This window comes from Variovorax sp. V15 (assembly GCF_041154425.1).
Lineage (GTDB): Bacteria > Pseudomonadota > Gammaproteobacteria > Burkholderiales > Burkholderiaceae_C > Variovorax > Variovorax guangxiensis.
Window position 1 is genome coordinate 422,155 of sequence record NZ_AP028660.1, and the last position, 13,006, is coordinate 435,160.

General features: G+C 65.3%; 9 protein-coding genes. 5 read left to right on the plus strand and 4 right to left on the minus strand.

Going from position 1 to position 13,006, the window contains the following annotated elements; translation table 11 throughout:
* Window positions 1-2: 2 nt before the first annotated feature.
* Window positions 3-653 (minus strand): YkgJ family cysteine cluster protein, encoded by a 651-nt coding sequence (locus tag ACAM57_RS34385; RefSeq protein WP_369662659.1) that lies wholly within the window; start codon window positions 651-653, stop codon window positions 3-5.
* Between the two features lie 585 nt (window positions 654-1,238).
* On the opposite strand from ACAM57_RS34385, the gene ACAM57_RS34390 reads away from it, so the two are divergent.
* The 4 genes from ACAM57_RS34390 (at window position 1,239) to ACAM57_RS34405 (ending at window position 7,236) form a co-directional block, all read left to right on the plus strand.
* Window positions 1,239-2,276 (plus strand): tyrosine-type recombinase/integrase, encoded by a 1,038-nt coding sequence (locus ACAM57_RS34390; RefSeq protein WP_369662660.1) that lies wholly within the window; start codon window positions 1,239-1,241, stop codon window positions 2,274-2,276.
* 345 nt (window positions 2,277-2,621) lie between these two features.
* On the plus strand, window positions 2,622-3,824 hold the full coding sequence (locus tag ACAM57_RS34395) for an efflux RND transporter periplasmic adaptor subunit (RefSeq protein WP_369662661.1): 1,203 nt from the start codon (window positions 2,622-2,624) through the stop codon (window positions 3,822-3,824).
* Between the two features lie 2 nt (window positions 3,825-3,826).
* Window positions 3,827-5,776 (plus strand): MacB family efflux pump subunit, encoded by a 1,950-nt coding sequence (locus tag ACAM57_RS34400; protein ID WP_369662662.1) that lies wholly within the window; start codon window positions 3,827-3,829, stop codon window positions 5,774-5,776.
* A gap of 35 nt (window positions 5,777-5,811) precedes the next feature.
* Window positions 5,812-7,236, plus strand: a complete 1,425-nt coding sequence (locus ACAM57_RS34405) for an efflux transporter outer membrane subunit (RefSeq protein ID WP_369662663.1) — start codon at window positions 5,812-5,814, stop codon at window positions 7,234-7,236.
* A gap of 442 nt (window positions 7,237-7,678) precedes the next feature.
* On the opposite strand, the gene ACAM57_RS34410 is transcribed toward ACAM57_RS34405, so the two are convergent.
* The 3 genes from ACAM57_RS34410 to ACAM57_RS34420 all read right to left on the minus strand — a co-directional run bounded on the left by ACAM57_RS34410 (window position 7,679) and on the right by ACAM57_RS34420 (window position 11,421).
* Window positions 7,679-8,632, minus strand: a complete 954-nt coding sequence (locus tag ACAM57_RS34410; RefSeq protein ID WP_369662664.1) for a ChbG/HpnK family deacetylase — start codon at window positions 8,630-8,632, stop codon at window positions 7,679-7,681.
* Between the two features lie 157 nt (window positions 8,633-8,789).
* Window positions 8,790-9,875: a glycosyltransferase family 2 protein gene (locus tag ACAM57_RS34415; protein WP_369662665.1), complete on the minus strand. Its 1,086-nt coding sequence runs from the start codon at window positions 9,873-9,875 to the stop codon at window positions 8,790-8,792.
* Window positions 9,862-11,421, minus strand: a complete 1,560-nt coding sequence (locus ACAM57_RS34420; protein WP_369662666.1) for an ArnT family glycosyltransferase — start codon at window positions 11,419-11,421, stop codon at window positions 9,862-9,864. The genes ACAM57_RS34415 and ACAM57_RS34420 overlap by 14 nt, the downstream gene beginning before the upstream one ends.
* A gap of 793 nt (window positions 11,422-12,214) precedes the next feature.
* Between ACAM57_RS34420 and ACAM57_RS34425 the strand changes: the two genes are divergently transcribed.
* A complete protein-coding gene (locus ACAM57_RS34425; RefSeq protein ID WP_369662667.1) occupies window positions 12,215-12,844 on the plus strand; it encodes an ABC transporter ATP-binding protein in 630 nt (209 codons plus the stop codon).
* Window positions 12,845-13,006: the final 162 nt, after the last annotated feature.

Genomic DNA, 13,006 nt, shown 5'->3' on the forward strand with positions numbered 1-13,006 from the left:
GGCTAGAGTCCATCCCGCATGCTTGGAAAGAAGTCCCGGATATCCGCGTATTGCGTGTCAGCCTGCGCCATCAGTGCAAAGGCCTTGAGCTTTGTGGCGTCGGCATAGGGAGCCTGGGAGCTCCCTCCGCCCGAATGCCGGCACAGCAGATCGTCGTCATCCAGGTTGAGCAAGGTGCGGCATGCCACCGGGCGAGCCTCGTAGACGGTGCAACGGTCTGCACGAAGAAACGGGCAAGGCGTCAGCGGACCCGTTTGCAACTGCCGTTCCATCTCGGACAGGTTTTCGGCCTGCGCGTGATCTGCGACGCGCAGGCTGCGTCTTGGCACGCTCGGCGCCCTGCCGCTGGCGCGACCCAGCAGACGGGCCTCGATCAGAGAGATCGTCACCGGGATCTGACAACAATGACTGCACCCTGCTCGGCAAGCTGAGAGTGCCTCCATCGGTCGAGCCCAGGCCGATGCAGCTCGCTGCAGCCAGATCACCCGCTGTGCCACCGTCTGTGCTTTTTGGGAGGCCTTCAGCAAAGGCGTGGCCTCCCCGGAGGGCGCAAGACCGGCAAGCTTCTCCTGTGCACGCTGCATGGCCAATGGCAGGCGGTCGCGCTGCCGCTGGGCCAAGTCCACTGCTGCAGCGCCCGCCGCCAAACTCATGAATTCGATCCGACGCAAGTTGTTGATCGACTAGCCTACCACCTGCGTCGGAGTTGCTTGCCCCCGTTCAGCGCTGAAAGCCTCAGAAGTCCCGTCGCTGAGCACTGTCGCAGGCGCAGTCGCTGGATTCCTGCCGTGACCGAGGCAACGGGCCGATCTTCCAATCGGTCCTCCAGCATTCAAGTCTGGGTGCTTTGTCGACCGCGCTGAAGCCAAGACGGCATGCCTCTGCGCTGTCCATGCGGCGGGCGGTTTCTCGACGCATCGCGCGCGACGCATGAGCGGCCGCAGACGCAAGACGAAGCGGCCGAAGGGCCTGGGTCGACGGCTCGTCCTCGCATCTGCAGGCCGCTGGCGCGTATAAGGCCTCCAACCGTGCAGAAGACATGCTGCCCTAGAGGCGCTCGGCGTCCAGCTCTTGCGGGAGGACCGCGAGGAGGAAACCTGATTTACGACGATCTTGCCGCGGACAAGGTTTCCGTAGCCTAATAAATAGACTAACGGCAAACAGTTTCCTGCCAGAGGGACATACAAAACATCCGCCTCCAAGTCATAATCCGTGCCGTTAGTATGTTTTCTTTGCCAATGGCATCCGATTCGACATTGCCCCTTTTCGATGAATCGCCCGCTTCAGGCCATGTGAACGCTTTCCGCGAAGCCTTCGAAGCTTGGCTTGGCGACCAGCGCGGCTCGGGGTTGTTGCGTCGCGATGGCTCGGTATCGGTCTACGAAGACATGTGGGAGGCGTTCTCGACGTGGTGTCTGGGGCAATCGCCTGCGGCGACCTTGTCGACCCTTGAACTGGCTGACCTGCAGGCCTTCCAAGCGGCCCGGTTCGGACGCAAGAACTCCGATTTGTCCTTGACGCCGCGCTACGCATTGCGCTTGATGCGGCTGATCGACCGGGTGCTGCGTCACCATGCATCCCGAACGGACACCATGGCCAACTCGGCGGCGGCGGACTGGATTGCGGCCAATCCTGAGATTCGCTATGCCGACGCTGCACATGCCGATCCCCTGCCTGACTACCTCTCAGTGAGCGAGGCCCGGCAGCTCATTGCGTTTCTCTCGACCGCACGGCCGCGGCCCGGAAAATCCCGCAATGCCCAAATGCCGCTGACCTGGCAGGAGGTGCGCAATCGCGCCTCGGTGGCCTTGCAGCTCGGCGCCGGCCTCACGCCCGGCGATGTCCGTGCCCTGACGCTGGACTCGCCCGTCTCACAAGGCGGTCGCGTGCGGGAACGGCCGTGGAAGCTCCAGGTACCCGGAAATGGCAATTCGCCACCACGCGAAACGCCCGTGGCGCCATGGGCCGCGGAGTTGCTGCAGCACTGGCTGAGCGTGCGCGCCGAAACTGGCATCGCAGGGCCCTTCCTGTTCCCTTCCACGCGCACCGGTAAACAATGGCAAAAGCCCTCACAGTACGAATGCGCGAAGCGAGTGCTCGAGGAAGCCGGGGCCGACTCACGCGAAGGAGGGTCCTTCCGCTTGCGACACACGTTCGCTCTTCGGCAGTTGCGACGAGGGACGTCGCCAGAGCAGATTGCGGGATGGCTCGGCATCGAGCCCGCGAAGATGAAGCGCTACGAACGCGTGCTGCCGGGCGTGATCGACGTCGTGTGATTGGCAAGCAACTGTACCGAGGGGCTCATCCTCGGTGCCTCGCGCAGCGAAGTTGCCAACTCCTCTGAACCAAGCCTGCGCCACGCCCCCCCGCCTGGGTGCGCTACTTCCGCGCACTTCACTTCGACGCCGCTGCATGGTTCAAGGCAGTGCCGACACCGGACGGCAGTGCGGAAATGGAGGCACGGCTTCGCGCATGCCGGACCTGCCTCGTCGCCACGTGCGATGCCGTCTCGACACGTTCTCCATGAAGACCCCAAGGATTCTGAACAGGTCCGCGCAACATTCACCTCTCGTCCGTGATCTGCGCGGAGCAAGGATTCGATCGGTTTCAGAAGGGGATGAATGAGGTTGGTGTTTCGACGATATGCGCTGCTCGGCCTGCTCCTCGCAGCGGCGGTCACGGGAATCTGGATAGGCGTTGCGCAGCCGAACTCGGGCCCCGAGCTGGCCACGGCGAGCGTGACCATCGGTGATCTGGAGCAGACGGTACTGGCCGTAGGCCGATTGCATCCCAAGGAACTGGTCGCCGTCGGCGCTCAGGTTTCCGGGCAGGTCAAGCGACTGCATGTGGCGCTGGGACAGCCGGTGAAGACCGGCGATCTCATCGCAGAGGTTGACGACCAGCCGCAGCGGATCTCGATGCGCAACGCGCAGGCCGCAGCGACCTCGCTGCAGGCGCAGCTGGCCGCAAGGCGCGCGGCCCTGGCGCAGGCTGAACTCGCCTTCGAGCGCCAGGAGGCCTTGCTCGCGGCAGAAGCCACGGCAAGGTCCGACCAGGAGGCCGCCAAGGCAGCATTGGAAACCGCACGCGCCGAGGCCCGCTCGCTGGAGGCCCAGATCGAACAGGCGCACACCCAGATCGAGACCGCACGCATCAACCTTGGATACACCCGCATCCTGGCCCCGATGGATGGCGTCGTCGTGGCCATCGTCACCAAGCAGGGCCAGACGCTCAATTCCTTTCAGACAACGCCCACGATCGTCATGCTCGCCAAGCTGGACGTCATGACGGTGCGCGCCGAAATCGCAGAAGCCGACGTACAGAAGGTCGAGCGTGGCCAGCAGGTGACCTTCACCACCCTGGGTGACAAGCGGGACAAGTACGTCGCGCAGATCGAGCGGGTCGAGATCGCACCCACGTCCATCGTGAACGAGGTGGGCGGCGCAGGTTCAGCCGGCGCAGGGGGCTCATCGGGCACGCCGACCTCCTCGCGCGCGATCTACTACAACGCCGTCTTCGACGTCCCCAATCCGAAGGGTCAGCTGCGCCCCTCCATGACCGCGCAGGTCTCCGTGCTGATCTCCCATCTCAGGCAGACGCTGCTGGTTCCCACTGCCGCGCTGGGCGAGCGCGATGCGCATGACGCCTACACGGTGCGCGTGGTCGACCCGCGAGGACGGGTCTCGGCGCGCCAGGTGCGCATCGGCGTGCGGACCAACGCGACTGCACAGGTCCTGTCGGGCCTCCAATCCGGCGACGCCGTGCTGATCGGCGAGACGGTGCCCACCACGGCGCCGGGTGGCCCAGGGCTGCTGGGGTTCTGAGCATGGGCCAGCCGCTGTTGGAGTTGCGCGCGCTGCGCCGGGAATTTCCTTCCGGGGACGGCACCGTGGTGATCCTGAAGGACATCGACCTGAAGATCGACGCGGGAGAGATGGTGGCCATCGTCGGCGCGTCCGGGTCGGGCAAATCGACCCTGATGAACATCCTCGGCTGCCTCGATCGACCCACGGCAGGCAGCTACAGGGTCGCCGGCACGGAAACAGGGGAGCTGGGCCCCGACGAGCTGGCCGCCCTTCGGCGCGAGCACTTCGGCTTCATCTTCCAGCGCTATCAGCTGCTCACGGATCTCTGCGCCGCAGCGAACGTCGAGCTGCCGGCGATCTACACCGGGCTGGCCGCCTCGGCGCGGCAGGCACGCGCGCGGTCGCTGCTCACGCGCCTCGGGCTGCAGGAGCGCATGAACCACCGCCCAGGCCAGCTCTCGGGCGGCCAGCAGCAGCGCGTTTCCATTGCACGCGCGCTGATGAACGGGGGCGCGGTCATCCTGGCCGATGAACCGACGGGCGCACTCGACAGCGCCAGTGGCGAAGAGGTCATGCGCATCCTGCAGGAATTGCACGCCGACGGCCACACGATCATCCTTGTCACCCACGACATGTCGGTCGCGTCTCATGCCGCACGGGTGATCGAGATCAGCGATGGTGTCATCGTCGCCGACCGGCAAACCGCAGCCCGCACCGCAGTGAAGCCCGCGGGACTGGCTTCGCCCTCGCCCGCCGCCGCCCCGATGCGAACGGGCGCGGATCGTTTCGCTCAGGCGTTCCGTATGGCCCTCCGGGCGATGAACGCGCACCGGCTGCGCACCTTCCTCACCATGCTCAGCATCATCATCGGCATCGCAGCGGTCGTCTCGGTGGTCGCGCTCGGCCGGGGCGCGCAGGCGCAGGTGATGGCGCAGGTCCGCGAGCTGGGGACCAACACGCTCGATGTCTTCCCCGGCAAGGATTTTGGCGACACCCATGCCGCGGCGATCGAGACGCTGGTCGCCGCCGATGCAGAGGCACTTGCCGATCAGCCCTACGTGGACAGTGCCACGCCGAACCTCTCGATCAACGTCACCGCGCTTTATCGCGAGCTCGCGGTCGCCGGCCAGGTCACTGGCGTGGGTGCCGGGCATTTCCGCGTGCGTGGGCTGAAGCTTGCATCGGGCCGCTTCTTCGATGCCCTCGACGTCGAACGTCACGGCCAGGTCGCCGTGATCGATCCGAAAGCGGCCACGACCCTGTTCAAGTCCGCGACCCGGGCCATCGGCGAGATCGTGCTGCTGGGCAACATGCCGGTCGAAATCATCGGAGTGCTCCAGCCTGTGCAAAGCAGCGCCAACACTTCCACCCCGACCTTCTACGTACCCTATGCGGCGGTGGCAACGCGCCTGTCCGGACAATCCCATCTCGACAGCATCAGCCTGCGCGTGCGCGACGCCGTCTCCAGCCAGGCCGTGCAGCAGGCAGTGACCGCGATGCTGAGCGAGCGACACGGCCGAAAGGACTTCTTCATCTTCAGCTCCGACCAGATCCGACAGGCCGTCACCCGCACCAGCACCACGCTCACGGCGTTGATCTCAGGCATCGCCATGATCGCGTTGCTCGTGGGTGGCATCGGCGTGATGAACATCATGCTGGTGTCCGTGACCGAGCGCACCCAGGAAATCGGCGTGCGCATGGCGATCGGTGCCCGTCAATCCGACATCCTTCAGCAGTTCCTGATCGAGGCGATGCTGGTATGCCTCATCGGCGGCGTCCTGGGCGTGCTGATTGCGTTGGGCCTGGGCCTGGCGGCCGACCTGATGGGGCTCGGCCTCCAGATGTCCTTCTCCGTCGCATCCATCGTGCTGGCTGTCGCCTGCTCCTCCCTGATCGGGATCACCTTTGGTTTCCTGCCGGCGCGCAATGCGGCCCGGCTGGATCCGGTCCAAGCGCTGGCGAGGGACTGATGCGTTTTCCCATCCCATGTCACGCCAAGAGGAGCATGACTGCCGCGGCGGCGGTGAGCGTCTTGCTGGTCCTTGCAGGTTGCGCGGCCCTCGCCCGCACGCCGTACCAGCAGCCGGCCGTGCCCCTGCCGGCGCACTTCGAACACTCGGATATCGCCGCCGGTGTCCCGCGCAATGAGGCATGGTGGCGCTCATTCGACGACCCGCAACTCAACGGATGGATCGATCTGGCGCTCCAGCGCAATCCCGACCTGGCAATCGCAGGCTTCCGGGCGCGCCGCGCCTCGCTGGAAGCGCAACTGGCCGGCAATGCCCTGCGGCCGGTGTGGGATGGTGCCCTTTCGAGCAGCGCAAGCCGCGCTTTGTCGGGAGAGAACCGACGCACCAACGAGACCGTCAATGCCCAGATCGGCGTGCGCTGGGAGATCGACCTGTTCGATCGCCTCGGTGCGCAGCGGGATGCGACCGGCTTCGAGGCACGGGCCAGCGCGCAGGATCGCGAGGCGATCGCCCTGTCCCTCGTCGCGGCAGTCGCGAACCTGTATTGGCAAATCGGATTTGCCAACGAGCGCATCGCGTCCGCAATGCAGAGCCTGGCGTACAGCCATCGCACACGCGAGCTGATCGACGCGCAGTACCGGGCAGGCTCGGTCTCCCGCCTCGAACTGCGCGAAGTCGAGCAATCGGTGGCTGAGCAGCAAGCCCTGCTGAGCCAGCTCGTACAGACAAGCAACGAACTGCGTCAGGCGCTGATGGTCTTGTTCGACGGGTCGCTGCCGCCCGGTCCGGAACCCCTGCATTTGCCAGACGCAATGCCCGCGCCTGTCGGTGCAGGCCTCCCCGCAGAGTTGCTCGGACGGCGCCCCGACCTGCGCGCAGCCGAGCTCCGCCTGCGCGCCTCGCTGGCCAGCCGCGATGCCACAGCCGCGCGCTTTTATCCGACGTTCTCGCTCACGGGCAGCCTGGGAACTTCCAGCGCGTCGCTGCTGGAGGTGCTGCGCAATCCGGTCGCCACCTTGGGTTCCGAGATGGCGCTGCCCTTCCTCAACCTGCGCGGGATGCAACTGAGCAATGCCGTCGCCCGGACACGCCATGAGGAAGCGATCCTGAGTTTCAGGAAATCGCTCTACGCGGCGCTCGCAGAAGTCGAGCGGGCGCTTTCAGCGCGCACGCAACTGTCACTGCAGGCGCTCGCACGCCGGCGCGCCCGGGACGAAGCAACCGAGAGCGAGATGCTCTACGAAGTTCGATATCGCAAGGGGCAGGTTGCCCTGCGCGCCTGGCTCGATGCGCAGGAGCGCAGGCGCGTGGCAGAAGTGGCTCATGCGTCGATTCGCCTGGCCTTGCTGCAGAACCATATGACGCTGAATCAGGTGCTGGGCGGCGCCGTTCCTCCCATGGACCAAATCGGGGAAATGCCGAGTGACGGGGGCCTGAATCGCGTGACGCGATCGCCCTGAAGAACCTCTCGCTTGCAACCTCGGCCCTTCCCATGCGCCCCTCGGAGCCTGAGCCCAATTCCGTGCGACTGCTCCACCTTACCCGAAGTCTTCGCATGCACGTGTTCATGGCCCGAACCAGAAGACAAGCCACAGGGCGACGGCCCCGAGCGTGGCGAGCAGCAGGAGCGTCTCGGCTTTTCGGCGCAGCCAGCCAGAGCATTTCGCCTTCCAACGCCCGATCGCGGTCTTGCCTCGCGCGAAGACTCCCGACGGACCGACCCGACGCGCTATGCCATTCTCACGGCGGGTTCTACGCGGCGGCGCGAGATGGCCCATGGCGGCAAGCGGCACCGTCGATCAAGGGCGAGGCGGCTCGTGGAGCGCGGCGCGGCAATGACGCAGCGATGCGCTTCGAGCGGATAGGTGTCGCCATCCTGGAGATGCCTTCAATCATCGGCACTCAGGGCATTCGCTCGGCCAGCGTTGCGCCAAGGCCTGACATCGGCGCGACGCGGACACCCACAGTCCGCAGCAAGTCGGGCAAGCCAGGATCAGCCCACACCATGAATTCGACGCCGCGTCCGTGGCGAATGAGGTCACCCATTCTTGGCGTGCCCGGATGACACATCAGAAGGTCACCGTTTCGGGCGTGCCTGAGCCAATGCCGCAACAGCGAACCGTATCCACTCTCGGTGGCCTTGAAGTCGTAGACGCCAAGCAGGCGGCGATTCGCGAGGAAGCCGAGCGAGCGCGCACGGCGGCGGAAATCCTCCGCCCCCACCAGGCGATCGATAAGCCACGCCTTGCGGCCGTCGGGACGCCGCACCGAATCCATCAGAGACGAGGTCGGCGCGGCACTCACACGCACCCACGGCAGGGAACTTCCGTAGCGTCGCATCAGTACATCGAGCACGATGTCACGTATTTCCGGCAAGTGGTGCACGTGCTCGTGACTGTCGAGGTGGGCCGGTGCGCGGAACATTTCCTCCTCGAAGGCATCGAGCTGATCCAGCAAGGCTTCGCGTATGCGCCGCAGAGGCAGCAGCCGCAGATGGGCGGCCGCGATGAGCGTTCGCACCGACCCCAGCGCTGGCGCGCCATTGAACGGCAGGGTCAAATTGAAATGCAGGCCGATGTCGACGTGGTGGACGTCGAGGTAGCGCGCACGCGCGGCGCCCTCCTCCCAGTCCGGCGCCTGCGTCATGGCGCTCAAAGCGCTCACGCGCCGCATCTCGGCCAACTGCAATGCCGCCGCGTTGACACCTTGGTTCAGGCCGAAGTCGTCCACGCAAACAGCAATGCTTCGTTGCTCGGGGCGGGACAACCCATCGTCGACGGAGGGCGGCCTTGCAGCGGCAGGCCCGTACAGGCCACTGGATGCCGACGGACCGTTGCGTGCAGCTTGGTGGCTCATCCGGCAACCTTTCTGATCAAGACCTGTTGCCGACCCTGCGGCGGCAGTGAGGCAGGTCGAGCGCCTGGCCTCTGCTGGGCGCGGGTGACGTACTGGCGCACCGAGGTCGCCCCGGGTCCAGGGATGCAGAGCCGGCTCGGCTTCAGCACGGGCATCCTCATGGCTGGCGCTCCGTCGAGGCGGCTTCACGGGATCGCTTGACGAGATAGAGAGGCCGTCCCTTCACTTCATCGAACACCCGCGCCAGGTACTCGCCGATCACGCCGAGCGAGATCAGTTGCACGCCGGCCAGCAGCAGCATGGCAACAACGATCGTGGTCCAGCCCGATACTTCGTTGCCCCAGAGCATGTACGACACGGCCAATCCAACGCCGTAGCCGAACGAGACAAGTGCAAGCGCGCCTCCCACCACGCTCGCGGCACGCAACGGCCAGCTGGTGAACATGGTGATGCCGGTCAAGGACAGGCTGCACAGTGCGCGCAAGCTGTAGTGGCTGCGCCCATGAGGTCGGGGCGGCGGAACATAGACGATCTGTTCCACGCGGAAGCCGACCCAGGCGAACAGACCCTTCATGAACCGACTGCGCTCGGGAAGCGCACGCAAGGCTTCAACCACCTGGCGGTCCAGCAGACGAAAGTCGCCCGCGCCCGCCGGAACCCGATAGCGCCGGTCCCGGTCGATGAGGCCATAGAACAGGCGGGTGCCAAAGCGCTTCATCCAGCTTTCGGTCTTCCGGTCGGTGCGCACCATGCAGACCATGTCGGCCCCCTGAGCCCAGCGCGCGACCATGTCGGGAATCAACTCGGGCGGATGCTGGCCGTCACCGTCCATCAGGACAACGAGATCTCCCCGCGCCACGTCCAGCCCGGCGCTCAGTGCAGCTTCCTTGCCGAAGTTGCGGGAGAGTTCCAGCGACCGAACGCCATGGTCCCGCCAGCGCAGCGCCACCTCAGCGGTGGCATCCGTGCTTCCGTCGTCGACGACGACGATCTCCCACTCGCGAGCGAGGCTCGAGAGCACGACCACGAGTTGCGGCAAGAGCAACGCAAGATTCCTCGCTTCGTTGCGGCAGGGAATGACGCAACTGAGAAAGGCCACGCGGGCTCTGGAAGTCCGCTCGGCAAGCGAGTCCTGCGCAAGGTTGCCGGCGCACGCGCGCGGCATGAGGGTCGGGGACAGGGTGTCGGAGGCTCCCGTGTCGCGCTTTCTCGGGCGCACCGCGCGTGAATCAATGGGTGACATTGGGCTGTCCAGTGCACCGTGCCGAGATGGAAGCCGGCGCGATCACGCGCCAGTGCAAGCCCGGAAAGTTGTCCCCCACCGGGCGATAGCCGACGTCCGGAGCTGCAGCCCTGCTGAGTTCCAGAACGCCGCATTCCTCGACCAATTTCTTGTCCACCCATGGACTGATGTCGAAGCGACCGTGGATCAGTACCAAGGGTTGCTCGGGAAGTCGCAATGCCAGCGCACCGGCTTCGGCCGGCGGCCCCGCCACCACGCGGATCGGACCTCCGAGTTCGATGCGAGCCGCTGGCGCTACCGCGTCAGCCAGCCCCTGCGCGTCGAAGTTGCGCCAATGATGCCGCTGCCATCGCACCTCTCCATTGGCGGAGATCATTTGCCCCCAAAGCAGCAGCAGCAACTGAACCAGGCCAAAGGCCTTGAGGGCGGACCTCAGCGAGATGGCGGACCACAACCGCCTCCAGCGGCCCAGTTCCATGGCCGCCGGGACGGCCAGCAGAAGGAACGGCGCGCCCCAATGCAGTTGGAGGTCCGCGCCGACGAAGAGTCCCAGCGCACAGGTGAAGACCAGCGGCGTGGCGCCGAAGCACAGCAGCAGGCATCGGCTCATGCCTGCATCGACCACCACAGCCGTGGGTTGGTGCGCGGGCTCCGGCCGCGCTGCGCGCTCGAACACCCACAGCGCCAGCAGCAGAAAGAGCCATGCGGGAAGCGCGCGGTTCAGAAGCTGATCCACCAACCAGCGTGCGCTGCCGCTCCATCGACTCGCGCCCTGCAGGTCGAGCCCCAGCGACGACTCCATGGCATAGCGGATGGGCCCCAGGTCGTTGTACCAAAGCCAGTACAGATGCGGAGACACCAATGCCAGGGCGGTCACCATCGCCAGCAGCAAGCCACGCCGATGGCTCGTGTCTCGCCAACCACGCTGCCAACCCCAGAACACGATGATTGCCAGGGCCATCACCGCGATGTGGTACTTGGCAAGGGCGCCCAGACCCAGGCACACACCCAGGGCAAGCCACCAGCGCGATTGCCGTGTACAAAACGCCTTCCAGGTGAACGCGGCGCTGGCGACCGCAAAGGGCATCAGCACCACTTCGTGGTTGTAGTAATAGAGGCGCCCGTTGTAGTAAGTGATGCAAAGTGCCGCGAGGACAGCGATGGTCGCGTGCACGGGTCCCCGCAGAGCCGCAAGGAACCGCCAGAGCACGCCCATGGCTGCCAGCGCGAATATCGCGCCCAGAACATAGGTGGTGGCGCCCGACAGCCCCAGGGCCTGCACCGGCAGCCAAAGCACCCAGGTGGGCAGCGGCGGGTGTTTGTAGTAGCCCCATTCGAGACTGCGTACCCAGGTGAGCTGCTCGATGTTGTCCGTGGGTGGCACGAGGCTCGAATGAGCCAGATGCGGCAGCCAGACGGCGGCAAACAGGACCAGCAACAAGGTGAGCCAGACGCCGTCGGGGCGAGGCGAGCACGCCGCCATCGCATGGCGCAGGACGGCTGCCAGGTGGGCGCCGTCGGGACGCGCCGCGCCGATGCGAGACACCGGGACCGAGGGATCCGCAGCTTCTGACAGGGATGGAGTTGAAGCGGTGTCTGCAGGCGGGGAATGCATTCGGGGCGCGCAAGCTGGAAGGAGCTTCATGGGTGGACGAAGGCGCCATGCTCGTTCGCCATCGTTCAGAAGTGCTGCAATTTCCATCAACATTCGATCAAGCGACGTACGAATCCCTGCCATTGGTGCAGATTGATATGCGCTGTCGTCGCCCGGCTGGCCGCATATCGCAGCCATGAGCGATGGCGCGGCCCTCCTGGGTGGCGCCCCGTTGAGGAAGAGCGCGCCTTCAGCATCTCCATCAGATCTGGATCAAGCGCAAGCCCGTTCTCCACGGGTTTTCACAAGGATCGTCGTCAGGCCGCTGGCTTGGCAGGTTCTCGATGCAGCAGCTTCTCTCGCCTCAGCGATGACCGCCCCGAGGGTGCTGCATGCGTTCACCCTCGAGCGCGCGGCCCGTTCGAGTCCACGCAAATCCAACTGGCTGGTTCGCTCGCCCATTCCGAGGCATGCACTCCCGCCTCCTTTTTTCCAGCCCTGCACGTCGTCAATTGATGAAGAAAACCCAATCCGTTCTCCTCCCCCGTGAGGATGCGCACCTTCACCCACCAGGGGCGATTTCGCCTGGCCCATCCAACGGATGGAGCGCGCAGCTGATGCGCCTGCGGGGCGCAGCCATCGCCTGTCGAACAGCCCTCATCTGGGCATGCGAAGACTTCGCCACGGCGCAACGCCTGATGCTGGTACGCATCGATCGGCAGTCGCCTGCGTCGCAGCCTGCGTGATGACGCGTCTCGTTGAGCGCGACGCCCGCACGCGCGAGCCCTACTCCGGTGGATCACACCTCTGGTGCCTCACGCATCGATGCGATTGCCTGCAAGGCGCAGAAGACCTCTCGGGTCGCGCTGCTCGCCGCCACATGTTGGCTGTGCTAGCTGCCGCATGCTGCTGGCTGGCCGGTGCATCGACAGTTGCTGCGCAGGACATCGCCGCACGGCCTCTGGACTCGAACGAGATGAAATGGGAGTGGATGTTCTCGCCCTACGCCCATCATTTCCGCCGCAGCAGTGAACACCGCAACGTATACCTCATCGGCGTGGAGCGGTATCAGACCGAAAACTGGCTGGTGGGCGCGGGCGTGTTCAGCAACTCGTTCGGCCAACCCTCCGCCTATGCCTACGGCGGCTACCAGTGGAGTGGGCTGTTCGGTCAACCGAGGCTCTACCTCAAGCTGACAGCCGGCGTCATGTACGGCTATGTCGGAGAGCACAAGGACAAGGTGCCGTTCAACCGCAACGGATGGTCACCCCTGGTGGTGCCTGCCATCGGCTACAGGCTCGACTCCCGAAACAGCCTCCAGGTATCGGCCCTCGGGACCGCAGGCCTGCTGTTCTCCTACCACTACCGTCCTTGACGCCAGTGGTTCGCTGCGGTGCAGCGCTTCATCTTCACAGTACCTGGACATTCAGTGAAGAGTTTCTCCACGAACAAGCAAGACCATCGCGCGGATCTGCACGGCCTCAGCGGATTGAGACGACTCCGGCGCCGCAGATCATCAACGGAGAGAGGGAAAATC

Excerpts from the sequence above, each read along its gene's own strand:
- ACAM57_RS34385 (WP_369662659.1), bottom strand. The coding sequence starts at position 653 with ATGAGTTTGGCGGCGGGCGCTGCAGCAGTGGACTTGGCCCAGCGGCAG.
- ACAM57_RS34390 (WP_369662660.1), top strand. The coding sequence starts at position 1,239 with ATGGCATCCGATTCGACATTGCCCCTTTTCGATGAATCGCCCGCTTCA.
- ACAM57_RS34395 (WP_369662661.1), top strand. The coding sequence starts at position 2,622 with ATGAGGTTGGTGTTTCGACGATATGCGCTGCTCGGCCTGCTCCTCGCA.
- ACAM57_RS34400 (WP_369662662.1), top strand. The coding sequence starts at position 3,827 with ATGGGCCAGCCGCTGTTGGAGTTGCGCGCGCTGCGCCGGGAATTTCCT.
- ACAM57_RS34405 (WP_369662663.1), top strand. The coding sequence starts at position 5,812 with ATGACTGCCGCGGCGGCGGTGAGCGTCTTGCTGGTCCTTGCAGGTTGC.
- ACAM57_RS34410 (WP_369662664.1), bottom strand. The coding sequence starts at position 8,632 with ATGAGCCACCAAGCTGCACGCAACGGTCCGTCGGCATCCAGTGGCCTG.
- ACAM57_RS34415 (WP_369662665.1), bottom strand. The coding sequence starts at position 9,875 with ATGTCACCCATTGATTCACGCGCGGTGCGCCCGAGAAAGCGCGACACG.
- ACAM57_RS34425 (WP_369662667.1), top strand. The coding sequence starts at position 12,215 with ATGACGCGTCTCGTTGAGCGCGACGCCCGCACGCGCGAGCCCTACTCC.